This window comes from Noviherbaspirillum sp. (assembly GCF_035627455.1).
Classification (GTDB): domain Bacteria; phylum Pseudomonadota; class Gammaproteobacteria; order Burkholderiales; family Burkholderiaceae_D; genus Noviherbaspirillum.
Window position 1 is genome coordinate 1 of record NZ_DASPLS010000046.1, and the last position, 22,911, is coordinate 22,911.

The 22,911-nt window shown below is 61.9% G+C and carries 25 protein-coding genes; 17 read left to right on the top strand and 8 right to left on the bottom strand.

All coding sequences use genetic code 11. The features are described from left to right. Positions 1-465: 465 nt before the first annotated feature. A complete protein-coding gene (locus VEC01_RS08845; protein WP_324900446.1) occupies positions 466-1,875 on the bottom strand; it encodes a DEAD/DEAH box helicase in 1,410 nt (469 codons plus the stop codon). A gap of 158 nt (positions 1,876-2,033) precedes the next feature. Beyond that, entirely contained in the window at positions 2,034-2,825 is a 792-nt protein-coding gene (locus VEC01_RS08850; RefSeq protein ID WP_324900447.1) for an inositol monophosphatase family protein, read from the bottom strand. 121 nt (positions 2,826-2,946) lie between these two features. Between VEC01_RS08850 and VEC01_RS08855 the strand changes: the two genes are divergently transcribed. Further along, on the top strand, positions 2,947-3,708 hold the full coding sequence (locus VEC01_RS08855; protein WP_324900448.1) for an RNA methyltransferase: 762 nt from the start codon (positions 2,947-2,949) through the stop codon (positions 3,706-3,708). A 36-nt stretch (positions 3,709-3,744) separates the two neighbouring features. Here the strand turns inward: VEC01_RS08855 and lexA are convergent, their stop codons facing one another. Then, positions 3,745-4,407, bottom strand: a complete 663-nt coding sequence (gene lexA, locus VEC01_RS08860) for a transcriptional repressor LexA (protein ID WP_324900449.1) — start codon at positions 4,405-4,407, stop codon at positions 3,745-3,747. 258 nt (positions 4,408-4,665) lie between these two features. Here lexA and rpsF point away from each other — a divergent pair, with 258 nt between their 5' ends. The 7 genes from rpsF (at position 4,666) to VEC01_RS08895 (ending at position 9,525) form a co-directional block, all read left to right on the top strand. Beyond that, on the top strand, positions 4,666-5,034 hold the full coding sequence (gene rpsF / locus VEC01_RS08865; protein WP_324900450.1) for a 30S ribosomal protein S6: 369 nt from the start codon (positions 4,666-4,668) through the stop codon (positions 5,032-5,034). A 17-nt stretch (positions 5,035-5,051) separates the two neighbouring features. Then, positions 5,052-5,354, top strand: a complete 303-nt coding sequence (gene priB / locus VEC01_RS08870; protein ID WP_324900451.1) for a primosomal replication protein N — start codon at positions 5,052-5,054, stop codon at positions 5,352-5,354. Between the two features lie 15 nt (positions 5,355-5,369). Further along, positions 5,370-5,654: a 30S ribosomal protein S18 gene (gene rpsR, locus VEC01_RS08875; protein ID WP_007882558.1), complete on the top strand. Its 285-nt coding sequence runs from the start codon at positions 5,370-5,372 to the stop codon at positions 5,652-5,654. A gap of 27 nt (positions 5,655-5,681) precedes the next feature. Continuing rightward, entirely contained in the window at positions 5,682-6,134 is a 453-nt protein-coding gene (gene rplI, locus VEC01_RS08880) for a 50S ribosomal protein L9 (protein WP_324900452.1), read from the top strand. A 166-nt stretch (positions 6,135-6,300) separates the two neighbouring features. After that, positions 6,301-7,686, top strand: coding sequence for a replicative DNA helicase (locus VEC01_RS08885; RefSeq protein WP_324900453.1), 1,386 nt, complete (start codon positions 6,301-6,303; stop codon positions 7,684-7,686). Between the two features lie 92 nt (positions 7,687-7,778). Beyond that, positions 7,779-8,405 carry a DUF47 domain-containing protein gene (locus tag VEC01_RS08890; RefSeq protein WP_324900454.1) on the top strand — a complete coding sequence of 209 codons (627 nt, stop codon included), beginning with the start codon at positions 7,779-7,781 and terminating at the stop codon, positions 8,403-8,405. A 112-nt stretch (positions 8,406-8,517) separates the two neighbouring features. Next, a complete protein-coding gene (locus tag VEC01_RS08895; protein ID WP_324900455.1) occupies positions 8,518-9,525 on the top strand; it encodes an inorganic phosphate transporter in 1,008 nt (335 codons plus the stop codon). A 73-nt stretch (positions 9,526-9,598) separates the two neighbouring features. Here VEC01_RS08895 and VEC01_RS08900 read toward each other — a convergent pair whose 3' ends face one another. The 3 genes from VEC01_RS08900 to VEC01_RS08910 form a co-directional block, all read right to left on the bottom strand. Next, the gene (locus VEC01_RS08900; RefSeq protein ID WP_324900456.1) at positions 9,599-11,251 is read right to left on the bottom strand and encodes a PhoH family protein; all 1,653 of its coding nucleotides are present in this window, start codon (positions 11,249-11,251) and stop codon (positions 9,599-9,601) included. 188 nt (positions 11,252-11,439) lie between these two features. Next, positions 11,440-11,916 carry a peroxiredoxin gene (locus VEC01_RS08905; RefSeq protein ID WP_324900492.1) on the bottom strand — a complete coding sequence of 159 codons (477 nt, stop codon included), beginning with the start codon at positions 11,914-11,916 and terminating at the stop codon, positions 11,440-11,442. Between the two features lie 133 nt (positions 11,917-12,049). Beyond that, positions 12,050-12,427, bottom strand: a complete 378-nt coding sequence (locus tag VEC01_RS08910) for an Mth938-like domain-containing protein (protein ID WP_324900457.1) — start codon at positions 12,425-12,427, stop codon at positions 12,050-12,052. 188 nt (positions 12,428-12,615) lie between these two features. Here VEC01_RS08910 and VEC01_RS08915 point away from each other — a divergent pair, with 188 nt between their 5' ends. Both VEC01_RS08915 and VEC01_RS08920 read left to right on the top strand, forming a co-directional pair. Continuing rightward, positions 12,616-13,842, top strand: a complete 1,227-nt coding sequence (locus VEC01_RS08915) for a pyridoxal phosphate-dependent aminotransferase (RefSeq protein ID WP_324900458.1) — start codon at positions 12,616-12,618, stop codon at positions 13,840-13,842. Positions 13,843-13,911: 69 nt separating this feature from the next. Then, positions 13,912-15,222, top strand: coding sequence for a homoserine dehydrogenase (locus VEC01_RS08920; protein WP_324900459.1), 1,311 nt, complete (start codon positions 13,912-13,914; stop codon positions 15,220-15,222). A gap of 74 nt (positions 15,223-15,296) precedes the next feature. Here VEC01_RS08920 and VEC01_RS08925 read toward each other — a convergent pair whose 3' ends face one another. Continuing rightward, on the bottom strand, positions 15,297-15,872 hold the full coding sequence (locus VEC01_RS08925) for an XRE family transcriptional regulator (RefSeq protein ID WP_324900460.1): 576 nt from the start codon (positions 15,870-15,872) through the stop codon (positions 15,297-15,299). Positions 15,873-16,030: 158 nt separating this feature from the next. Here VEC01_RS08925 and kbl point away from each other — a divergent pair, with 158 nt between their 5' ends. From kbl to crcB, 7 genes are all read left to right on the top strand, one after another. Next, positions 16,031-17,239 carry a glycine C-acetyltransferase gene (gene kbl / locus VEC01_RS08930; protein ID WP_414691434.1) on the top strand — a complete coding sequence of 403 codons (1,209 nt, stop codon included), beginning with the start codon at positions 16,031-16,033 and terminating at the stop codon, positions 17,237-17,239. Positions 17,240-17,252: 13 nt separating this feature from the next. Next, on the top strand, positions 17,253-18,224 hold the full coding sequence (locus VEC01_RS08935; protein WP_324900462.1) for an NAD-dependent epimerase/dehydratase family protein: 972 nt from the start codon (positions 17,253-17,255) through the stop codon (positions 18,222-18,224). Between the two features lie 120 nt (positions 18,225-18,344). Next, the gene (gene thrC, locus VEC01_RS08940; protein WP_324900463.1) at positions 18,345-19,805 is read left to right on the top strand and encodes a threonine synthase; all 1,461 of its coding nucleotides are present in this window, start codon (positions 18,345-18,347) and stop codon (positions 19,803-19,805) included. Positions 19,806-19,825: 20 nt separating this feature from the next. After that, positions 19,826-21,070 (top strand): gephyrin-like molybdotransferase Glp, encoded by a 1,245-nt coding sequence (gene glp, locus VEC01_RS08945; RefSeq protein ID WP_324900464.1) that lies wholly within the window; start codon positions 19,826-19,828, stop codon positions 21,068-21,070. A gap of 3 nt (positions 21,071-21,073) precedes the next feature. After that, complete coding sequence (moaD, locus tag VEC01_RS08950; RefSeq protein ID WP_324900465.1) at positions 21,074-21,331, top strand: molybdopterin converting factor subunit 1; 258 nt, start codon at positions 21,074-21,076, stop codon at positions 21,329-21,331. Positions 21,332-21,341: 10 nt separating this feature from the next. Then, positions 21,342-21,821, top strand: coding sequence for a molybdopterin synthase catalytic subunit MoaE (moaE, locus tag VEC01_RS08955; protein ID WP_324900466.1), 480 nt, complete (start codon positions 21,342-21,344; stop codon positions 21,819-21,821). Further along, complete coding sequence (gene crcB / locus VEC01_RS08960) at positions 21,818-22,189, top strand: fluoride efflux transporter CrcB (protein ID WP_324900467.1); 372 nt, start codon at positions 21,818-21,820, stop codon at positions 22,187-22,189. Before moaE ends, crcB begins: the two co-directional genes overlap by 4 nt. 162 nt (positions 22,190-22,351) lie before the next feature. Here the strand turns inward: crcB and VEC01_RS08965 are convergent, their stop codons facing one another. Beyond that, the gene (locus VEC01_RS08965; protein ID WP_324900468.1) at positions 22,352-22,885 is read right to left on the bottom strand and encodes a hypothetical protein; all 534 of its coding nucleotides are present in this window, start codon (positions 22,883-22,885) and stop codon (positions 22,352-22,354) included. Positions 22,886-22,911: the final 26 nt, after the last annotated feature.

Genomic DNA, 22,911 nt, shown 5'->3' on the forward strand with positions numbered 1-22,911 from the left:
GTCAGCTGATCGATTAGAGCCTTAAGTTTTTCGGCAGTGGCGCTTTGCTCATAGTCCTGAACGAGCAGATGGATGGCGCGATGAAACTTTCCGAGATGCATCCCATTCCCCTTTTTGGTCACTTATAGTGGCGTAATTCTAATTTGCCAAGGGGAAATAGGCTAATTTACACGACTTTTAGTGAAGGGATGGCGTAGCTTTTGGCGTAACTCCTAGAAGGCGAAGTCTATCTTCATTGGTGAAGACCCTGCTGCATCATCGGAGTGTGCTTTTCCAGCACAATGTCCAGGCCGGCGGGCGGTGCGTCGTTATCCGGTTTCAGCGCGGGTTTCAAAGCCATTCCATTCTTTCCATGATGATGAGGCATGCGCGTTGCGCGCAAACCCGCATTTTAATGGGGAACGGGGCTGAATTGACGTTATGAAGGCAACGCCCGCAGCGAATGCGGGCGTTTCGTCTGCATCCTTATCGGCCGCGCCCGGAGCCGCGGTTCTGCGCCGGCGGTTTGCCGGTCAGCGAGTGGCCGGGGGCGTGCCTCACCGCCGCCGTTTTCGGCGCGGCGGTCTTCGCCGGAGCAGCCTTCGCCTGAACCGGTTTCATCGGCGCGGACTTTACCTGCGCCGACTTCGCCGGTGCGGCTTTCGGTGCACCCGCCGGTTTGGCATGTTGCGGCGGACGATTGCGGCCGCCCGCACGGTGATCGCCGCTGCGCAGTTGGATCGGCTGCGGTATTGCATTCGGGTCCGGCTCGAAGCCGGGTACCACTTCCCGCGGCAGCGAGCGCTTGATCAGCTTCTCGATCCCCTTGAGCATGTCGTGCTCGTCGACACATACCAGCGAGACTGCTTCGCCGGTCGCGCCGGCGCGGCCGGTACGGCCGATGCGATGCACATAGTCTTCCGGCACGTTCGGCAGGTCGTAGTTCACTACGTGCGGCAGCTGGTCGATGTCGATGCCGCGTGCGGCGATATCGGTCGCGACCAGCACCCGCAGGCTGCCGTCCTTGAACTCGGCCAGCGCCTTCGTGCGCGCCGACTGGCTCTTGTTGCCGTGGATTGCCATGGCCGGGACGCCGTCCTTGCCAAGCTGTTCCACCAGCTTGTTGGCACCGTGCTTGGTACGGGTAAACACCAGCACCTGTGACCAGTCGTTGGTCCGGATCAGGTGGGAAAGCAGCGGATGCTTGCGGTTGCGGTCGACCGGATGGATTTTCTGCTCGATCACCTCCACCGTCGAATTGCGGCGCGCGACTTCAATCGTTGCTGGCGAATTCAGCAGACCGTCGGCCAGGGCCTTGATCTCGTCGGAAAACGTCGCGGAGAACAGCAGGTTCTGGCGCTTCTGCGGCAGGACGGCAAGGATGCGGCGGATGTCGCGGATGAAGCCCATGTCGAGCATGCGGTCGGCTTCGTCCAGCACCAGGATCTCGACATGGTTCAGGTTGACCGTGCCTTGCTGCATGTGATCCAGCAGGCGGCCAGGCGTGGCGACGAGGATGTCGACGCCCTTGCGCAGCAGGTCGATCTGCGGGTTGATGCCGACTCCGCCGAAGATCACGGCGGAGCGCAGTTTCAGATACTTGCCGTACACCCGTACGCTTTCTTCGACCTGCGCGGCGAGCTCGCGCGTCGGCGTCAGGATCAGCGCGCGGATAGGCGTGCCGGGGCCGGCGGGCTTCCGGGCCGCCAGGCGTTGCAGGATCGGCAGCGTGAAACCGGCGGTCTTGCCGGTGCCGGTCTGCGCGCCGGCCAGCAGGTCGCCGCCGCGCAGCACCGCGGGAATCGCCTGTGTCTGGATCGGGGTCGGGCTGTTGTAGCCTTGTTCTGTGACGGCGCGGACGATTTCATCGGCCAGGCCAAGTTCATTGAAAGACATGTGTTCTCGGAAAAAAGCATGAGCCTGCCGCCGGGGTAGGGCGCCAGTCGCAGGCAGATGAATGGAATGGACCGGCCGGCGCTGCTGCGCGGGACTGGGGGCGCAGGCTGGAGGGCGCGCGCCGGCGCCGCTCCCGGATGGTACGAACGGAAAAACGGTTATGCGTACGGCGACAGCAGATTCACCATTTGCGCGAAGATCTTCGGCGTGCCGGCGATGATGTTGCCCTTGTAGAGATAATCGGACTCGCCCCTGAAGTCGCCGACGATGCCGCCGGATTCGCTGATCAGCAGCGCGCCGGCAGCCGCATCCCACGGTTGCAGGCCTTTCTCGAAGAAGCCGTCGAGACGGCCGGCGGCGACGTAGGCCAGGTCGAGCGCGGCGGCCCCTGGACGGCGCAGGCCTGCGCATCTTTCGGTCATGACCTTGAACATCTTCATGTATTCTTCGATACCTTCGGTGCTGCGGAACGGGAAGCCGGTGCCGATCAGCGCTTCGGCCATCTTGTCGCGGCGGCTCACCCGGATGCGCTTATCGTTCAGGTAGGCGCCGGCCCCCTTGGTCGCGGTGAACAGGTCGTTGCGGGTCGGGTCGTACACCACCGCCTGCGTGATCTGGCCTTTCTGCTGCAACGCGATCGAAACGCAATACTGCGGGAAACCATGGATGAAATTGGTGGTGCCGTCCAGCGGATCGATGATCCAGACGTTCTCGTTTTCGTCGTGCAGGTTGGAGGAGGCGCCGGATTCTTCGGCAAGGATCGCGTGGTCAGGGTACGCGGTCTTGAGGACTTCGATGATGGCTTGTTCGGCGGCCTGGTCGACTTCGGTGACGAAATCGTTGTGGTTCTTCGTCGTGACCTTGACGCGTTCGACGTCGAACGAAGCGCGGTTGATGATGGATGCGGCGCGGCGCGCTGCCTTCACCGCCGTATTCAGCATGGGATGCATAGGGGTTCCGTTAAAATTGCGGTACCGTGCATACCGCGCGGAACCGCATGAATTCAAAATTAATGAGCGATGCGGCAATCCTGGCAGACCTGCCATTTGCCGCGCATTGGCGCTATTTTAAATGAACCCGTCGCAAACCAGTACTTCTCTTTTCAGCCGCCTGCGTTTTGTCCTGGTCGGCACCAGTCATCCCGGGAATATCGGCGCGGCCGCGCGCGCCCTGAAAACCATGGGATTTTCACAGCTCGTGCTGGTGAATCCGCGCTTTCCCGACGCGGTGCATCATGAAGAAGCGATCGCCTTCGCAAGCGGGGCCCAGGATATCCTGGCAGCGGCGAGGGTGGTCGGGACAATCGAGGAGGCGCTGGAAGGCTGCAATTTTGCGGCAGCGCTGAGTGCGCGGCTCAGGGAATTTTCGCCGCCGGTGGTGACGCCGCGCGCGCTGGCTGCGCAATTGTGCGCCGATGCAGGACTGGATGCGGCATTGGTATTCGGCAGCGAGCGGTACGGCCTGCCGAATGACATCATCGAGCGCTGCAACGTCCTGATCAATATTCCGGCCAATCCGGATTATTCATCGCTGAATCTGGCGCAGGCGGTGCAATTGCTGGCCTACGAGGCGAGAGTGGCTGAAACCGGCGGCGCGGTGCCGCAGACGCCGGTCGGCTTCCAGGGCGAGGCAGCCAAGCTGGCGCAGATCGAGGGCATGTACGCTCACCTGGAACAGGCGCTGGTCGCGATCGACTTCCTGGATCCAGGCAACCCGAAAAAGCTGATGCCCCGCCTCAAGCGCCTCTTTTCGCGCACCGGGCTCGAGACGGAAGAGGTCAATATCCTGCGCGGCATCGCACGTCAGATATTGCAAAAACTGGGACGGAACTAAAGACCGTCCCCCGCCGGCGCGCCACGCCGGTTTCAATCAGCCCCAGGCGCGCAGCAGGCCGACGGCCAGGCCCTCGAGTGCAAAGCTGTCTTCATTGCCTTCCACACGGATCGGCTCGAAGTCGGGGTTTTCGGGAAGCAATTCGATTACCGACCCGGTTTTGCGGTAGCGCTTTACTGTCACGTCGTCGCCGATGCGCGCAACCACGATCTGCCCGTTTTTCGCCGTATCGGTTTTTTTCACCGCCAGCAGGTCGCCGTCAAGAATGCCGACATCGCGCATCGACAGGCCGCGCACCTTCAGCAGGTAATCCGGCTTCGCAGAAAACAGCGAGGGATCAACGTTGTATGTCGATTCGATATGTTCCTGAGCGAGAATCGGCGAGCCGGCGGCAACCCGGCCGACCAGCGGCAGGCTGAGCTGCATCAGGGCGGGATGCGGAAGCGGCATCTGGCCCGCGCCCTGTCGCATCCGGCCGTCCATGCCGGTATCGCGCAGCCGGATGCCGCGCGAAGTGCCGGGAGAAATTTCGATCGCACCCTTGCGGGCCAGCGCCTGCAGATGTTCTTCTGCGGCATTGGCGGAACGGAAGCCGAGTTCAGCAGCGATTTCGGCGCGGGTCGGCGGGAAGCCGGTGTTTTCGATCGCTTCCCTGATCAGGTTCAGGATCTGTTCCTGGCGGGCGGTAAGTTTGATCATGGCCGTATGCGGCGCGGGTGCGCCTGTGCTTATAAACAGCCTGTATTTTTATACAGGCTATGGGTGATTGCAAGCGACATCTGCGGCTTGAGCGAAAAAATGCGGCCCGCCGACGCGACATGCCGGGAAGAGGTGCGTTAAGGGCTTGAATGAATTGAGGTTTCCCGATTTTCGGGTTATCATTGCGGGCTTTCCTCTTCCCACACCCGTCTTGACGCCGGGGTGGGCGATTGTTTAATCCGTCCAAAAGGAGAATTCATGCGTCATTATGAAATCGTATTTATCGTCCATCCGGATCAGAGCGAGCAAGTGCCCGCGATGATCGAACGCTACAAGGGCATCGTGACCGCCCGCAACGGCAAGGTCCACCGTGTCGAAGACTGGGGCCGCCGTCAACTGGCGTACATGATCCAGAAACTGGCCAAGGCACACTATGTCTGCATGAACATCGAGTGCGACAACGAGACCCTGGCCGAACTCGAAACCGGCTTCAAGTTCAATGACGCCGTCCTGCGCCACCTTACCGTCAAGATGAAGAAGGCCGAGACCGCGCCGTCGCCGATGATGAAGGCCGTGCAGAAGGAAGACGCTGCGAAGTCGCAGCGCGCCGAGGCGTCCGCGTCGTAATTGCATCGCCAGGGAGAGTGAACCAGCTTCGCCTGATTGCCGCCATCGCCGAGCGCGAAGCAGTGCGCTACACCCCGGCAGGCATCCCGATCGTCGCCGCAAGGCTGCAGCACGCATCGGAGCAGGTGGAAGCGAATATCCCGCGCCGGATCGACCTTGAAATTGCCGCGGTAGCCGCAGGCGAAATTTCGGGAAGGTTCAACCAGGCGGAACTGGGAAAGATTTTTCTGTTCACCGGATTCCTGGCGCGCAAGAACCGCAACAGCAAGAGCCTCGTGTTCCACGTCACGGATTTCGAGACTCATACATCAGATCACTAGATACAGGAGCCAAACATGGCATTCGGTAAAAAATTTGACAAGAGCAAACTCAAGCAAAAGCGCCAGCAGCAGAACCCGCTGTTCAAGCGCAAGAAATTCTGCCGCTTCACCGCCGCCGGCGTTGAGCAGGTCGACTACAAGGACGTCGACACCCTGAAGGACTTCGTCCAGGAAAACGGCAAGATCATGCCGGCACGCCTGACCGGCACCAAGGCGCACTACCAGCGCCAGGTCGACACCGCGATCAAGCGCGCACGCTACCTCGCGCTGCTGCCGTACACCGATCTGCATAACGCCTGATTGACGACTGAAGAATAGGAGAAAAACATGCAAGTCATTCTGTTGGAAAAAGTCGTCAACCTCGGCAACCTGGGCGATGTGGTCAAGGTCAAGGATGGTTACGCACGCAACTTCCTGATCCCGCAGCGCATGGCACGCCGTGCCACCGAAAGCGCCGTGGCTGAATTCGAAGCCAAGCGCGCCGAGCTGGAAAAGGCCGCAGCGGAGAAGCTGGCGCAAGCCCAGGCACAAGGCGAAAAGCTGGCCGGCACCACCGTCCAGATCGCGCAGAAGGCCGGCGTCGACGGTCGTCTGTTCGGTTCCGTGACCAATGCCGACATCGCCGAAGCTGTGACCAAGCAAGGTTTCCCGGTTGAAAAGGCGCAGATCCGCATGCCGCAAGGCCCGCTCAAGACGGTTGGCGACTACCCGATCTCGGTTGCGCTGCACACCGACGTTGTTGTGGAAATCCACGTTTCCGTGCTCGGCGAACAAGCGTAAGCGTTGTTTTCCTGCACGCAAAAAGGCCGGCATTGCCGGCCTTTTTTGTTGCCTGCTGCAATTGTTTCAAGTGGTTCTAAAAAGCGATCCTTTTGAGAAAAAATAAAGCGTTGTTGCGCCTGCTTGGGGCAGAAAAGCGAAAGCTTAAACGGGTATAATTCGCGCCATGAATAACCGCGCCGACCCGCAAATCGAAGCACTCCGCGTTCCGCCTCATTCGATCGAAGCGGAACAGTCCGTTCTCGGCGGATTGCTGCTCGATAACGCAGCGTGGGACCGTATCGCCGACTTCATCAGCGAAGACGACTTCTACCGATACGATCACCGCATCATCTTCCAGCACATCGTCAAACTGATCAACAGCTCGCGTCCGGCTGACGTGATCACCGTCTACGAGGCGATGAGCACCAGTGGCAAGGCAGAGGAAGCCGGCGGACTGCCGTACCTGAATGCGCTTGCACAGAACACGCCGTCCGCCGCCAACATTCGCCGCTACGCAGAGATCGTCCGGGAACGCGGCGTGCTGCGCAAGCTGATTACCGTTTCCGACGAGATTTCGAGCCAGGCATTCAATCCGCAAGGGAAGGAAGTCAAGCAGCTGCTTGACGAGGCCGAGTCGAAGATCTTTGCCATCGCCGAAGAGGGCGCACGCGGGGCGCAGGGCTGGGTGGCGATCCAGCCCTTGCTCACGCAGGTGGTCGAACGTATCGACGAACTGTATAACCGCGACAACCAGAACGACATCACCGGCGTGCCGACGGGCTTCATCGACCTCGACCGCATGACGTCCGGCCTGCAGCCGGGCGATCTCATCATTGTCGCCGGCCGTCCGTCGATGGGTAAGACTGCATTCTCGCTGAACATCGGTGAAAACGTCGCCATCGACAGCGGACTGCCTGTCGCCGTGTTTTCGATGGAAATGGGCGGCGCCCAGCTGGCAATGCGTATGCTGGGCTCGGTCGGCCGGCTGGACCAGAGCCGCCTGCGTGTGGGCAAGCTGAATGACGACGACTGGCCGCGGCTGACGCACGCAATTCAGAAAATGAACGATGCGCAGCTCTACATCGACGAGACGCCGGCGCTGAGCCCGATTGAATTGCGCGCCCGCGCGCGCCGCCTGTCGCGCCAGTGCGGCCGCCTCGGCCTGATCATCGTCGACTACCTGCAGCTCATGTCCGGCAACAGCAGCGGCGAGAACCGCGCAACCGAAATTTCCGAAATCTCGCGAAGCCTGAAAGGTATTGCGAAGGAGCTGAATTGCCCGGTGATTGCGCTCTCGCAGCTGAACCGCTCGCTGGAACAGCGCCCCAACAAGCGCCCGGTGATGTCCGACTTGCGCGAATCCGGCGCTATCGAGCAGGACGCGGACGTCATCTTGTTCATTTACCGCGACCAGGTGTACAACCCGGACTCGCCCGACAAGGGAACTGCCGAAATCATTATCGGCAAACAGCGTAACGGCCCGATCGGCGGCGTGCGCCTGACCTTCCTCGGCGAGTACACGAAGTTCGACAATTACACCGGCGGCAACGCGCACTTCGACAACGAATAAGGAATACCGGCGGATTCGTCCCGGATGCGGGCGATGGCACTCTACGTGCGAGTAAAAAAAGCTTAACGATTCAACATTACGAGAGTACAACTATGTTTGGACGATTGATGCCTAATGAAGGCAAGTTCTTTGATCTCTTCGAGCAGCATGCGGATCTGTGCGTGAAGGGGGCGAAGGAGATGGTCGCGCTGATGACCAACTTCGATGACCTGGAAAACCGTGTGCATGCGATCGAAAGCGTGGAAAAGCAGGCCGACAAGATCACCTACGAAACGCTCGACCTGCTGCACAAGACCTTTATCACGCCGCTCGACCGCGACGACATCCATAAGCTGATTACCCGCATGGACGACATCCTCGACCTGCTCGAAGATGCCGCTCAGACCATCTCCCTGTATGACATCAAGGCGGTCACGCCGGAAGCCAAGCGCCTGGCCGAGCTCTGCCTGTCCTGCACCGACAAGGTCAAGACCGCGGTAGCCCTGCTGCACAATATGGACAATTCCGGCCAGATCCTCGCCGTGTGCGAAGAGATCGACCGCCTCGAATCCGACGCCGACCACGTGATGCGCGCGGCGATGTCGAAGCTGTTCCGCGACGAGCCTGACGTACGCAACCTGATCAAGCTGAAGGCGATCTACGAGATCATGGAAACGGTGACCGACCGCTGCGAAGACGTCGCCAACATCATCGAAGGCATCATCGTCGAGAATGCCTGACGTGCAGGGATTGCCCGCCGCGATGCCGGGCAGTCCATGAAGTACTGCCGCGTCCGCGCAGCCTGGGAGGTGCGGACTGGGCGGCGTTTGAACCGACCAGAACAAGAAACTCATGCAAACCCTTCACATTAGCATTTACGTCCTGGCGTTCCTGGTGTTACTGGCGTTGGCGTTCGACTTCATGAACGGCTTCCACGATGCCGCGAACGCAATCGCTACGGTCGTTTCCACCGGAGTGCTCAAGCCGCAACACGCGGTGGCGATGGCAGCGTTCTTCAACGTGATCGCCATCTTTTTCTTCCAGCTGAAAGTGGCGAGCACGGTCGGCAAGGGGACAATCGAACCGGCCGTCATCGACCACTATGTCGTGTTCGGCGCCTTGGTCGGCGCCATCTTCTGGAACGTGCTGACCTGGTATTACGGCATCCCGTCCTCGTCTTCGCATGCGCTGATCGGCGGCCTCGTGGGCGCGGCGGTTGCCAAGGCCGGCACCGGATCGCTGATTTCCTCCGGCCTCATCAAGACGATTTCCTTCATCCTGCTGTCGCCGTTGCTCGGCTTCGTGTTCGGCTCCATCCTGATGGTGATCGTGTCCTGGCTGTTCGTGCGCTCGACGCCGCGCAAGGTGGACAAGTGGTTCCGCCGCATGCAGCTCGTCTCGGCTTCACTGTACAGCCTCGGCCACGGCGGCAATGACGCGCAGAAGACCATGGGCATCATCTGGATGCTGCTGATCGCCGCCGGCTACTCGACGGCGAAGGATCCGCTGCCTTCCTGGGTCATCATCAGCTGCTATGCGGCGATCGGCCTGGGCACGCTGTTCGGCGGCTGGCGCATCGTCAAGACCATGGGACAGAAGATCACGAAGCTGAAACCGGTTGGCGGGTTCTGCGCCGAGACCGGCGGCGCGATTACGCTGTTCCTGGCTACCAGCATGGGTATTCCGGTGTCCACCACGCATACGATTACCGGTGCGATCGTCGGGGTCGGCTCGGCGAAGAAAATGTCGGCGGTGCGCTGGGGCGTCGCCGGCAATATCGTCTGGGCGTGGGTCCTGACCATTCCGGCATCGGCATTTGTCGCCGCAGTCGCTTGGTGGATCGGCACCAAGATTCTCTAAGCCGTTCTTCTGCATAAAACAAAAAAGCCTGCGATGCAGGCTTTTTTGCTTTCCGCGCAAGCTTTCGCGCGCGTCAGAGCACGTCGCTCGCGTGGTCGGCGAGACGCGAACGTTCGCCGCGCGCAAGAGTCACATGGCCGCTGTGCGACCAGCCCTTGAACCGGTCGACCACATAGGTGAGGCCGCTCGATCCCTCGGTGAGGTAGGGCGTGTCGATCTGCGCGATGTTGCCGAGGCAGACGATCTTCGTGCCCGGGCCGGCGCGCGTGACCAGCGTCTTCATCTGCTTCGGCGTCAGGTTCTGCGCCTCGTCGATGATCAGGAACTTGTTGACGAAGGTGCGGCCGCGCATGAAGTTGAGCGATTTGATCTTGATGCGCGAACGGATCAGGTCCTGAGTCGCCGCCCGGCCCCATTCGCCGGCATCGTTGTCCGACTTGTTCAGCACTTCAAGGTTGTCGTCGAAGGCGCCCATCCACGGCGACATCTTTTCTTCCTCGGTGCCGGGCAAAAAGCCGATGTCCTCGCCGACCGGCACGGTGACGCGCGTGACGATGATTTCATTGTAGAGCTTGGTCTCGAGCACCTGCGCCAGGCCCGACGCGAGCGCAAGCAGGGTCTTGCCGGTGCCGGCCTGGCCGAGCAGCGTGACGAAGTCGCATTCCGGGTTCATCAGCAGGTTCAGCGCGAAGTTCTGCTCGCGGTTGCGAGCGGTGATGCCCCATACGCTGTTCTTGCCGTGGCTGTAGTCGCGCAGGGTCTGGATCACCGCGGTCTTGCCGTTGATCTCCCTCACCTGGCCGTAGAACGAAGGCTCGCCGTTCTGCGGCTCCATGAACACGAACTGGTTGACCAGGAAGCTCGGCACCAGCGGGCCGGTCAGGCGGTAGAAGGTGTAGCCGGTGCCGTGCTTGTTCTCCTGCCAGGACTCAATGCCCTTGCCGTGCTTGTGCCAGAAGTCGTCCGGCAGCTGCAGGATGCCGGAGTAGAGCAGGTCGGTGTCTTCCAGCACATGGTCGTTGAAATATTCTTCCGCCGGCAGCCCCATCGCGCGCGCCTTGATGCGCATGTTGATGTCCTTGGACACCAGCACGATAGGACGTCCCGGATGCTGTTCTTCGAGCGCGCGCACCACACCGAGGATCTGGTTGTCCGCCTTGCCGATCGGGAGGCCTTCCGGCAACGCGCTGATCTGCAGCCGGGTCTGGAAGTAGAGCCTCCCCTTGGCGTCCTTGTTGCCAAGCTTCGCCAGCGGGATGCCTTCCTCGATTGCCGATTCCTCCACGCCAGCCACCAGCGCGTCCAGCGAGCGCGACACCTGGCGGGCGTTGCGCGCCACTTCGGACATGCCTTTCTTGTGGTTGTCGAGCTCTTCCAGCGTCATCATCGGCAGATACACGTCGTGCTCCTCGAAGCGGAACAGTGACGTCGGATCATGCATCAGCACGTTCGTGTCGAGCACGAACATCTTGGTCACGCCCATCTTGTCGCCGATCCGGCTGGCGCTCGACTTGATCAGGCTTTCGACATCCTTCTGCTTGACCGCACGTTTCGCAGCTGGCGCTTTTTCCGTCTTTGCGCGTGCCTGCGGCGTGGCTTCGGGCGCTGGCGCAGGTGCTTCAACCAGCGTCATGACGGGCTTTACCGATTTTCCTTTCTCTGCCTTGGGATAGTCCTGGGTGGAGAGCAATGTTGCTGGCTTGGTCGGCAATTTGGGCAGTGGCATCAGTACCTCAATCTAAGAAATGTGTTGAACAGGCTACGCTCAGGGGGCCGGACGGTTGCTTGGAGGTTGGACAACGTGGAGGGATGGGGATTGCAAAGCAAAAAAGCCGTTTGAGGGGGAGGCTTGCTGCCTCTTCCACAAACGGCCTTCGGTGAGGAAATTCTTTTAAATTCAATGTATTTGGGGTGTTACGCAAGAGCCTTCACATACTCGAGCACTTCATCGATGTGCCCAGGCACCTTTACTCCTCGCCATTCTTTCACCAATTTCCCGCTGGCGTCAATCACAAATGTACTTCGTTCAATACCGCGCACCTGCTTGCCGTACATGCTTTTCATCTTTATCACATTGAACATGTTGCACAGCGTTTCATCAGGATCCGATATCAGGTCGAAAGGCATGTCGAGCTTGGCCTTGAAGCCTTCATGCGAGCGGATGCTGTCGCGGCTGATGCCGAAAATCTCGGTGTTGGCGGCGCGGAACTGCGGATGCAGGTCGCGGAACTGCATGCCTTCGGTGGTGCAGCCTGGCGTGTTGTCCTTCGGGTAGAAGTACAGCACCAGCGTCTTACCCTTGTAATCGGACAACTTGAAGGTCTTGTTGCCGGTCATTTCCGCGGAAAATTCCGGGACGGTCAAATTCAGTGCGGATGGGCTTTCGGCCACGCTGTTCTCCTGAGTCTTGAGTGGTTGTCGCTTGTGGCGAAAATTGCTTCCCCGGCGTAGAGGGCGCACACAGATGTTAGCGAATGTTCACCCCGTTGGGAACCGCTGGTTACAGGAACGCAATTGCGGGACCTCAGGCATTCTCGAAAATCAGCGCGAGCACGACCTTGCGCCCTTCCGCCATCAGGATGTTGTAGGTGCGGCAGGCCGCGCGGCTGTCCATGCATTCGACGCCGATGCGGCGCGACGTCAGCACGTTGGTCAGGCGCGGATGCACGAAACGCTGCCGCGCTCCGGTCCCAAGGATCACGACATCGGGCGACATCGCATCGATCTGGGCGAAATGTTCCGCCGTCAGCTCGTCGAAGGACCGCGGTGGCCACGCGGCCGGCGCCACTTCGGGCAGAACGATCAGGCTGTGCGCAAAGCGTACCGCATTGATTTCCACGCCCGCCTCATCGTACGCGGTGACAGTCTGGTAATGCTGGGTAGGGGTAGAGTGGAGCTTCATGACAGTATAGACAAGCGAAGATGCGTGAATTTCCGGCAATTGAATGAAAAAGATCGGGCATTGTAGCGTTTTCCCCGTTAAAACATCCCGCTGTACATTGATAAAACGGTTTGCTTTCGGCAAAATGGGATTTTTGGCGGTGCAGCATTGCATCCCAACTTTTGTCTAAACTACAAGGGATTGCTCCTGTGCGACCGATTCAGAAATCCAAGAAACTGGCAGATGTCTGTTACGACATTCGCGGCCCCGTCCTGGAAAAAGCCAAGCAGATGGAGGAGGAGGGCCACAAGATCATCAAGCTGAACATCGGCAACCTGGCCGTGTTCGGTTTCGATGCGCCGGACGAGATCGTGCAGGACATGATCCTTAACATGCCAAGTGCGGCCGGCTACACCGATTCCAAGGGCATGTTCGCGCCGCGCAAGGCCATCATGCATTACACGCAGGAAAAGAAGATTTCCGGCGTGACCATCGACGACATCTATATCGGCAATGGCGCCTCCGAGCTGATCGTGATGGGCATGAACGCGCTGCTCAACAGCGGCGACGAGGTGCTGGTACCGGCGCCGGATTATCCGCTGTGGACTGCCGCGGTGAGCCTGTCAGGCGGCAGACCGGTGCATTATGTCTGCGACGAGGCATCGGGCTGGATGCCGGATATCGAGGACATCAAGAAAAAAATCACGCCGAATACCAGAGCGATCGTGGTGATCAATCCGAACAACCCGACCGGCGCGCTGTATCCGGTCGATCTGCTGCAGCAGATCGTCGAGGTTGCGCGCCAGAACCACCTGATCGTGTTCGCGGACGAGATCTACGACAAGACGCTGTACGACGGTGAAACGCATACGTCGATCGCATCGCTCGCCGACGATGTGCTGTTCATCACCCTGAACGGCTTGTCCAAGAATTACCGCTCCTGCGGCTACCGCGCCGGCTGGATGGTGGTGTCGGGCAACAAGAAGCCGGCCAAGGACTACATCGAAGGGCTGAACATGCTCGCGTCGATGCGCCTGTGCGCGAATGCGCCCGGACAGTATGCGATCCAGACCGCGCTCGGCGGCTACCAGAGCATCAACGACCTGGTCGGCCCGGGCGGGCGCCTGCTCAAGCAGCGCGACCTGGCGCACAAGCTGCTCACCGATATTCCCGGCGTATCCTGCGTCAAGCCCAAGTCCGCGCTCTACATGTTCCCCAAGCTCGATCCGAAGATCTATCCGATCCAGGACGACCAGCAGTTCGCGTACGAGTTGCTGGCGGAAGAGAAGGTGCTGATCGTGCAGGGCACCGGTTTCAACTGGATCGCCCCGGATCATTTCCGTGTCGTGTTCCTGCCGAACTCGGATGACCTGACCGAAGCGGTATCGCGGATTGCGCGTTTCCTCGACGGCTACCGCCGGCGCCACGCGGTCTAGATTTCTCCATAGCAGTTTTTCCTGTTCCGGCCAGCCGGAACCCAGCAGCGTTCTATTTTTCTGAAGATTATGAAACCCATCAAAGTCGGCTTGTTAGGCATCGGTACCGTCGGTTCCGGCACATTCAACGTATTGCAGCGCAACCAGGAAGAGATCATGCGCCGCGCCGGGCGCCGCATCGAAATCACGATGGTGGCCGACCTGAACACCGCGCGCGCCAAGGAGCTGACCGGCGGGAAATGCGAAGTGGTCAGCGATGCGAACCTGGTGGTGGCCAATCCGGAAATCGATATCGTCATCGAGCTGATCGGCGGCTATGGCATCGCCAAGGACCTGGTGCTCAAGGCGATCGCCAACGGCAAGCATGTGGTGACCGCGAACAAGGCGCTGCTGGCCACGCACGGCAACGAGATCTTCAAGGCGGCGCAGGAAAAGGGCGTGATGGTCGCGTTCGAAGCGGCGGTGGCCGGCGGCATTCCGATCATCAAGGCGCTGCGTGAAGGCCTGACCGCGAACCGGATCCAGTGGATCGCCGGCATCATCAACGGCACGACCAACTTCATCCTGTCCGAGATGCGCGACAAGGGCCTCGACTTCGACGTGGTACTGAAAGAGGCGCAGCGCCTCGGCTACGCGGAGGCCGATCCGACCTTCGACATCGAAGGCGTCGATGCGGCGCACAAGGCGACGATCATGTCGGCGATCGCATTCGGCATTCCGGTGCAGTTCGACAAGGCGCATGTGGAAGGCATTACCAAGCTGCAGGCAACCGATATCCGTTACGCGGAGCAGCTCGGCTACCGGATCAAGCTGCTGGGCATCGCCAAGCGCACCGCGGGTGGCATCGAACTGCGCGTGCATCCGACGCTGATCCCGGCAAAGCGTTTGATCGCCAACGTGGAAGGCGCGATGAACGCGGTCCTGGTGCAGGGTGATGCGGTGGGCGCGACGCTGTACTACGGCAAGGGCGCCGGCTCGGAGCCGACCGCCTCGGCCGTGATTGCCGACCTGGTCGACATCACCCGCCTGGCAACCGCCGATCCGGAGCACCGCGTGCCGCATCTCGCGTTCCAGCCGGATTCGATGACCGATATCCCGATCCTGCCGATGTCGGAAGTCACGACCAGCTATTATCTGCGCATGAAGGTGGCGGACCAGCCGGGCGTGCTGGCCGACGTGACGCGCATCCTGGCCGATTCCAGCATCTCGATCGACGCGATGCTGCAGAAGGAGCCGGCGGAAGGCGAGAAGATGACCGACATCATCATGCTGACCCACGAGACCCAGGAAAAGAACATCGTCGCGGCGATCGCGAAAATCGAATCCCTGCAAACCGTCGTCGGCGAAGTGACGAAGATCCGCCTGGAAGCACTGAGCTGACGTTTCCCCGGGACGGGGACGGCGGCGAGAAAAACGGCCCGCGGGTGTGATGCCCGCGGGCCGTTTTGCTTGCGCTAGCGATGCGTCACGACCAGCAGCGCCTTCGCTTCGGTCTTGCCGATATTGCGGATCGCATGGTTGCGGTCCGCCTGATAACGCGCGCTGCCGCCGGCCTTGAGTTTCTTCGTGACGCCGTCCACCTCGACCTCGGCCGCGCCATGCAGCAGGGTCACATATTCCATCGTCCCGGGATCGTGCGGGTTCGACACCAGCGCCCCTTCCGGCGCCAGCGTCAACTCATACCATTCGTATTTTCCCGCCAGTTCCATCGGCCCGAGGATGCGCAGCACATAACCGGCATGGTTGCCGGGCAGGGTGGGGGTCTCATGCGGCTCGAGCACATGGATCAGTTCCGCCTCCTTCTTTTCGCCTGTCAATAGTTCTTCAATACCAACACCCAGCGCATTCGCCAGCCGCCAGGCGACCGCAATCGTCGGATTGGCCTTTTCACGCTCGATCTGCGACAGCATCGACTTCGACACCCCGGCGGCACGAGACAAGTCTTCCAGTGTCAAACCTCTTTTCAGGCGGATCTTTTGCAGCATGGCGCCGACTTCCGGCGGCGTGTCAGGCGAGTTGATGTTTTTCATGGACGGGCGCTTGCATTGTTCAATGGCTATCGATAATATTCAATATATTGAACATGAGTTCGAAATAATGGATCTGGTGAAGTATATTGAAACTGCATCGTAGCAGATGCGGCGACGGCTGAATACCTGCCGCGGTACGACGGCGAGAAGGGATGACGATGAGTGAACAGAATTCAAGGGAAGGCTTCTACGCGCAACTGGCCGCCGGCCTGGACGGCTTGCGTGAACAGGGCTTGTACAAGCCGGAACGCGTGATTGCGTCGCGCCAGGGGGCGGAGGTCGTGTGCGACGACGGCCGCACGTTGCTCAACCTGTGCGCCAACAATTACCTCGGCCTGTCCGGCGACGAGGCGACAGTGCGGGCGGCGGTCGACGCGACCGAAGAGTACGGCTATGGCCTGTCCTCGGTGCGCTTCATCTGCGGCACGCAGACGGTGCACAAGCAACTCGAACGGGCGCTGGCGGATTTTCTCGGGATGGAAGACGCAATCCTGTATGCGGCGGCATTCGATGCCAACGGCGGCGTGTTCGAGCCCTTGCTCGACGAGAACGACGCCATCATTTCCGACGCGCTCAACCATGCATCGATCATCGACGGCATCCGCCTGTGCAAGGCGGCCCGGTTCCGTTACGCCCACAACGACATGGCCGACCTGGAAGTGCAGCTGAAGGCGGCTGCCGGCAAGCGCCACAAGCTGATCGTGTCCGACGGCGTGTTTTCGATGGACGGCACGATTGCGCAGCTCGACAAGATCTGCGAGCTCGCCGACCGCTACGGCGCGCTGGTGATGATCGATGAATGCCATGCCAGCGGCTTCATGGGCAGGACCGGACGCGGCACGCACGAGCACCACAACGTGATGGGACGCATCGACATCATCACCGGCACGCTCGGCAAGGCGCTGGGCGGCGCGATGGGCGGATTCACGGCGGGACGCAAGGAAGTGATCCAGACCCTGCGCCAGAAGTCGCGGCCCTATCTGTTTTCGAATTCGCTCGCGCCGTCGATCGCCGGCGCCTCGCTGGCGGTGCTGCAGCGCCTGTCGAACTCCACCGAGCTGCGCGACCGGCTGCATGCGAACACGGCGTACTTCCGGCAGTCGATCGGCGAGCTCGGTTTCACGATCAAGCCGGGGACCCATCCGGTGGTGCCGGTGATGCTGTTCGATGCACCGCTGGCACAGCGGTTTGCGCAGCGCCTGTATGAGCTCGGCGTGCTGGTCACCGGCTTCTTCTACCCGGTGGTGCCGATGGGGCAGGCGCGGGTACGGGTGCAGCTGTCGGCGGCGCATACCAGGGAGCAGCTTGAGCGTGCGCTTGCCGCATTTGACCAGGCCGGGCGGGAACTCGGCATCTTGAAGAACTGAAGGAGCGAAAACGATGGAACGCATTCTGGTCATCGGTGCGAACGGGCAGATCGGCAGCGAACTGGTGGAGGCGCTGGCGGCGCAGCACGGCGCCGGCAATGTGATCGCGGCGGATATCGGGCCGCGCAGCCTGTTCGATGCGGCATGTTATGAAACGGTGGACGTGCTCGACGCCGGCCGCGTCGCGCAGCTGGTCGAGCACCACGGCATCACCCAGGTCTACCAGCTGGCCGCGCTGCTGTCGGTGACCGGCGAGCAGGCGCCGCTGAAGGCCTGGACGCTGAACATGAACGGCTTGCTGAACGTGCTCGAACTGGCGCGCGAGCGCGGCCAGCAGGGGAATCCGCTGAAGGTATTCTGGCCGTCCTCGATCGCCGCCTTCGGCCCGCACACGCCGGCAGTCGATACGCCGCAGCTGGCGGTGATGGACCCGACCACGATCTACGGCATCAGCAAGCAGGCCGGCGAGCGCCTGTGCGAATACTATTTCAGCAAGTTCGGCGTCGATGTGCGCAGCATCCGCTACCCCGGCATCATCAGCCACAAGTCGCCGCCGGGCGGTGGCACCACGGATTACGCGATCGCGATCTTCCATGCCGCCGCGCGCGGCGAGACCTACGATTGCTATCTCGGCGCGGAAACGATGCTGCCGATGATTTACATGCCTGACGCGATCCGTGCCACCATCGAGCTGATGGACGCGCCGGCGGAACAGGTGCGCATCCGCTCCGCCTACAATGTCGCCGGCATCAGCTTCAACCCGCGTGAACTGGGCGACGCGATCCGCCAGCGGCTGCCGCAGTTCGAGATCCGCTACCGGCCCGACCACCGCCAGGCGATCGCCGACACCTGGCCGCACAGCCTGGACGACACCTACGCGCGGGCCGACTGGGGCTGGAAGGCCAGGATCGGGCTGCAGGAACTGGTGGATGACATGCTGGCTCATATCCGGCCGCAGCGGGGAAGATTGCACCACGCGGCGTAAGCGCGGAACACCCCTCGGGGGCGGGTCGGCAGTTATAATGCAGGATTGCGGTTGATTAACCCTTTCGCCTTGCTGGGGAAAGGGTGGTTGCCCTGTCATTAATCCATTTTCAACGACCTTATGCAATACGTTTCCACACGCGGTCAGGCGCCGGCGCAATCGTTTTCCGAGATCCTGCTGGGCGGCCTCGCGCCGGACGGCGGCCTGTACCTGCCGATCGAGTATCCGCGCGTGTCCGGCGCCGAACTCGACGCCTGGCGCAAGCTGTCGTATGCCGACCTGGCGGTGGAAGTATTGAAGAAATTCGCGACCGACATCCCGCAGGAAGACCTGAAGTCGCTGGCGCACAAGACCTATTCGGCCGCGGTGTACCGTAACGCGCGGGCCGGCGACGATGCATCGCAGATCACGCCCTTGCATGTTCTGGAGGAAAGGAACGGTACGCAGCTGGTGCTGCAGGCGCTGTCTAACGGGCCGACGCTGGCGTTCAAGGACATGGCGATGCAACTGCTGGGCAACCTGTTCGAGTACACGCTCGCGAAACAGGATGCGGAACTGAACATTTTCGGCGCAACCTCGGGCGATACCGGCAGCGCCGCCGAATATGCGATGCGCGGCAAGAAGGGCATCCGCGTGTTCATGCTGTCTCCACACCAGAAGATGAGCGCCTTCCAGACCGCGCAGATGTTCAGCCTGCAAGATCCGAACATCTTCAACATCGCGGTCAAGGGCGTGTTCGACGATTGCCAGGACATGGTCAAGGCGGTGTCGAACGACCTGGAATTCAAGGCGCGCCAGAAGATCGGCACGGTCAACTCGATCAACTGGGCGCGGGTGGTGGCGCAGGTCGTGTATTACTTCCGCGGCTACCTGAGCGCGACCTCCCGCAATGACCAGAAGGTATCGTTCACGGTGCCGTCGGGCAATTTCGGCAACATCTGCGCCGGTCACATCGCACGCATGATGGGGCTGCCGATCGACAAGCTGGTGGTGGCGACCAACGAAAACGACGTGCTCGACGAGTTCTTCCGCACCGGCGTGTACCGCGTGCGCAAGTCGGCCGAGACTTACCATACCAGCAGCCCGAGCATGGATATCAGCAAGGCGTCCAATTTCGAGCGCTTCATCTACGATCTGCTGGGCCGCGATGCGGCCCGGGTGCGCGCCTTGTTCAGGAAGGTGGAAACGCACGGCGGTTTCGACCTGTCCGGCAAGCCGGACAGCGATGGCGACGAATTCGCGAAGGTGGCGCAGTACGGTTTCGTTTCCGGCAGGTCGGCGCATGCCGACCGCGTGGCGACCATCCGCGACGTCCATGAAAAATACGGCGTGATGATCGATACCCATACCGCCGACGGCGTGAAGGTCGCGCGCGAGCACCTGTCGCCCGGCGTGCCGATGATCGTGCTGGAAACGGCGCTGCCGGCGAAGTTCAACGAAACGATACGCGAAGCGCTGGGCCGGGATGCGGAGCGCCCCGCCGGCTTCGAGAACATCGAAAGCCTGCCGCAGCGTTTCGACGTGCTGCCGCCGGATGTCGAGGAGATGAAGGCCTACATCGCGGCGCGCACCGGCTTGTAATACTCGATACCGGGCCGACCATGACTGAGAAGAAACCGATGTTGAGCGCCGCGCAGGCACTCGATTTCCTCCTTTCGGCGGTGCGGCCGCTTGCCGACGCCGAAACGGTGGCGACGCTGGAGGCGAACGGCCGCATCCTGGCCGCCTCCCAGGCCTCGCAGCTCAACGTGCCGCCGATGGACAATACCCAGATGGACGGCTACGCGGTGCGCGCGGCTGATTGCGCCGGCGGCGAAGCGACGCTGGCGGTATCGCAGCGCATTCCCGCAGGCCAGGTCGGCCAGCCCCTGCAGCCCGGCACCGCCGCCCGCATTTTCACCGGCGCAATGATTCCGGAAGGCGCGGACGCGGTAGTGATGCAGGAACAGTGCGAAGCCGACGGCGACCAGGTCACGATCCGCCACGCACCGAAGGCGGGTGAATGGATACGGCGCACCGGCGAGGACATCCGCGCGGGCAGCGAAATCCTGCGGGCAGGCACGCGCCTGCGCGCGCAGGAGCTGGGACTGGCGGCATCGGTCGGCCTTGCGGCGCTGCCGGTGGTGCGCAAGCCGCGCGTCGCGGTATTTTTCACCGGCGACGAACTGGCCATGCCGGGCGAGCCGCTCAAGCCCGGCGCGATCTACAACTCCAACCGTTTCACGCTGCGCGGCCTGCTGGAAAACCTCGGCTGCGACATCGCCGACTACGGCATCGTGCCCGATTCGCTCGCGGCGACCCGCGACGCCCTGCGCAAGGCGGCCGCCGGCAATGACCTGATCATCACTTCCGGCGGCGTTTCCGTCGGCGAGGAAGACCACATCCGCCCGGCGGTCGAGGCGGAAGGGCGGCTGAACATGTGGCAGATCGCGATCAAGCCCGGCAAGCCGCTCGCGTTCGGCGAGGTCGACCGGGCCGGGGGCGCCGGCAAGGCCAACGCCGGCCGCGCCTTTTTCATCGGGCTGCCGGGCAACCCGGTGTCGAGCTTCGTCACCTTCCTGCTGTTCGTGCGGCCCTTCCTGCTGCGCCTGCAGGGCGTGGCGGAAGTGGCGCCAAAGGCTTTTGCGATGCGCGCCGACTTCGCCTGGCCCAAGGCCGACCGGCGCAATGAATTCCTGCGCGCACGGATCAATCCTGCCGGCGGCCTCGAGCTGTTTCCCAACCAGGGCTCGGCGGTGCTGACCTCGACCGTGTGGGGCGACGGCCTGATCGACAATCCGCCCGGGCAGACGATCGCACCCGGCGACACGGTACGCTTCATTCCCTTCAGCGAACTGCTTTACTAGATCATGAACATCCAACTCCGCTTTTTTGCCAGCGTGCGCGAGGCCGTGGGCACCAGCCAGGAAACCGTGGCCCTGCCTGCCACCGTGCAGACCGTCGGCGAGGTGCGCGCCTGGCTGCGCGAGCGCGGCGGCGCCTGGGCGGAAGCGCTGGCCGAAGGCCGGGCGCTGCGCATGGCCTGCAACCAGCAGATGACCGACGCCGGCGCCCGCATCAGCGAAGGCTGCGAAATCGCGTTCTTCCCGCCGGTGACCGGCGGCTAGGGAGGGCAGGATGCCGATCCGCGTGCAAACCCAGGATTTCGACCTCGGCGCCGAAGTGGCGGCGCTGCGCGCCGGCCAGCCGCAGGTGGGGGCGGTGGTCGCCTTCGTCGGCACCGTGCGCGACATGAACGAAGGCGCCGGTGTCAGCGAGATGGAGCTGGAACACTATCCCGGCATGACGGAGAAGGCGCTGGAAGACATCGTGGCGCAGGCCCGGGCGCGCTGGAACATCTTCGATGCGCTGGTGATCCACCGGGTCGGCCCGCTCCGGCCGCTCGACCAGATCGTGCTGGTCGCGGTGACCTCGGCCCATCGCGGGGAGGCGTTCGACGCCTGCGAATTCATCATGGATTATCTCAAGACCGAGGCGCCGTTCTGGAAAAAGGAACAGACGCCGCACGGCGCCCGCTGGGTCGATGCACGCGTGACCGACGACCAGGCGCTGGCGAAGTGGGGCATCCGGTCATCCAATACCGGCACGCCGGAATGAGCTGGGTCGCGGTCGGCGCCGGCGCGGCGCTCGGCGCATGGCTGCGCTGGGGGCTTGGCACCTGGCTCAATGCCATGCTTCCGCAGTTACCGCTGGGAACCCTGATCGCCAACCTCGGTGGCGGATACCTGATAGGCATTGCCGCCGGCTTCTTTTCCGGGAATCCGGCGCTGCCGCCGGAATGGCGCCTGCTGGCGATCACCGGCTTCCTCGGCGGCCTGACCACCTTTTCCACCTTTTCCGCCGAATCCATGGCGCTGCTGCAGCGTGGCGACTACGCCTGGGCGTTCGGCCACTCGGCGCTGCACCTGGCCGGTTCGGTGGCGCTGTGCATCGCCGGCTTCGCGACTTACAAAGCCCTCTCCTAGTAGGCCATCCAGATAAATTTGGCACGTAGAGGATCGTAGGGTGGGTGGGGCCGCCGAGGTAGAGCGCAGCGAAACCCACCATGCGCTCCAGGGGGCGGTGCCGGTGGGTTTCGCTATGCTCTAGCCACCCTACAGGTTCATCTGGAGGATCTACTGGCACTGCTAGTTCAATACGCCGCCACCTGGCGCCGACGCGCCGGGCAGCTCCAGCTCCAGGTCCCAATCGGCCTTGGCCACCGCATCGCGCAGCAGCGAGCAAAAGCCGTGCAGTACCTGCGCCGGCAACGCGACTTCAAACCCATGGCCTTCGGTCGGTACCAGGTTCATGCGGATCGGCTTGCCTGCTTCCTGCCCGAAATTGACCGTGGTAACGAGGAACGGCGCGGCGCCCAGCGGAAACCCGGCGACATCCTCCTGGAAGGCGCTGCCGAAGCTGCCGCTCTCGCGCATCGCGTCGACGCTGGCGTGGTGCTCCATCCCGACGATATCGCTGCGCGCGTGAGCGGCATGCGGCTTGTCGAGCGCGACCTGCCTTTCCATCACTTCGACCAGGCCGCCCCAGAGCTGCCCGGTCATGCGCCGCGTCAGCCAGGCCCGGATTTCCTGCAGGCTGCCGTCGTCGGCCCGGAACGAGGTCCGCCACAGCACGCGGTCTTCCTCCGGCTGGTAAGTGAGTTGAATTTGATGTAATTCCATTACTTTCCGATCCCGGGGCGCGCAGA

Bases quoted from the DNA above. Each gene is read 5' to 3' on its own strand.
- VEC01_RS08900 (WP_324900456.1), bottom strand. From the start codon at position 11,251: ATGCCACTGCCCAAATTGCCGACCAAGCCAGCAACATTGCTCTCCACC.
- glp (WP_324900464.1), top strand. From the start codon at position 19,826: ATGACTGAGAAGAAACCGATGTTGAGCGCCGCGCAGGCACTCGATTTC.
- rpsR (WP_007882558.1), top strand. From the start codon at position 5,370: ATGGCATTCGGTAAAAAATTTGACAAGAGCAAACTCAAGCAAAAGCGC.
- VEC01_RS08910 (WP_324900457.1), bottom strand. From the start codon at position 12,427: ATGAAGCTCCACTCTACCCCTACCCAGCATTACCAGACTGTCACCGCG.
- rplI (WP_324900452.1), top strand. From the start codon at position 5,682: ATGCAAGTCATTCTGTTGGAAAAAGTCGTCAACCTCGGCAACCTGGGC.
- VEC01_RS08890 (WP_324900454.1), top strand. From the start codon at position 7,779: ATGTTTGGACGATTGATGCCTAATGAAGGCAAGTTCTTTGATCTCTTC.
- thrC (WP_324900463.1), top strand. From the start codon at position 18,345: ATGCAATACGTTTCCACACGCGGTCAGGCGCCGGCGCAATCGTTTTCC.
- VEC01_RS08935 (WP_324900462.1), top strand. From the start codon at position 17,253: ATGGAACGCATTCTGGTCATCGGTGCGAACGGGCAGATCGGCAGCGAA.
- VEC01_RS08885 (WP_324900453.1), top strand. From the start codon at position 6,301: ATGAATAACCGCGCCGACCCGCAAATCGAAGCACTCCGCGTTCCGCCT.
- VEC01_RS08965 (WP_324900468.1), bottom strand. From the start codon at position 22,885: ATGGAATTACATCAAATTCAACTCACTTACCAGCCGGAGGAAGACCGC.
- VEC01_RS08850 (WP_324900447.1), bottom strand. From the start codon at position 2,825: ATGCATCCCATGCTGAATACGGCGGTGAAGGCAGCGCGCCGCGCCGCA.
- VEC01_RS08845 (WP_324900446.1), bottom strand. From the start codon at position 1,875: ATGTCTTTCAATGAACTTGGCCTGGCCGATGAAATCGTCCGCGCCGTC.
- moaE (WP_324900466.1), top strand. From the start codon at position 21,342: ATGCCGATCCGCGTGCAAACCCAGGATTTCGACCTCGGCGCCGAAGTG.
- lexA (WP_324900449.1), bottom strand. From the start codon at position 4,407: ATGATCAAACTTACCGCCCGCCAGGAACAGATCCTGAACCTGATCAGG.
- rpsF (WP_324900450.1), top strand. From the start codon at position 4,666: ATGCGTCATTATGAAATCGTATTTATCGTCCATCCGGATCAGAGCGAG.
- kbl (WP_414691434.1), top strand. From the start codon at position 16,031: ATGAGTGAACAGAATTCAAGGGAAGGCTTCTACGCGCAACTGGCCGCC.
- VEC01_RS08895 (WP_324900455.1), top strand. From the start codon at position 8,518: ATGCAAACCCTTCACATTAGCATTTACGTCCTGGCGTTCCTGGTGTTA.
- VEC01_RS08920 (WP_324900459.1), top strand. From the start codon at position 13,912: ATGAAACCCATCAAAGTCGGCTTGTTAGGCATCGGTACCGTCGGTTCC.
- VEC01_RS08855 (WP_324900448.1), top strand. From the start codon at position 2,947: ATGAACCCGTCGCAAACCAGTACTTCTCTTTTCAGCCGCCTGCGTTTT.
- moaD (WP_324900465.1), top strand. From the start codon at position 21,074: ATGAACATCCAACTCCGCTTTTTTGCCAGCGTGCGCGAGGCCGTGGGC.
- crcB (WP_324900467.1), top strand. From the start codon at position 21,818: ATGAGCTGGGTCGCGGTCGGCGCCGGCGCGGCGCTCGGCGCATGGCTG.
- VEC01_RS08925 (WP_324900460.1), bottom strand. From the start codon at position 15,872: ATGAAAAACATCAACTCGCCTGACACGCCGCCGGAAGTCGGCGCCATG.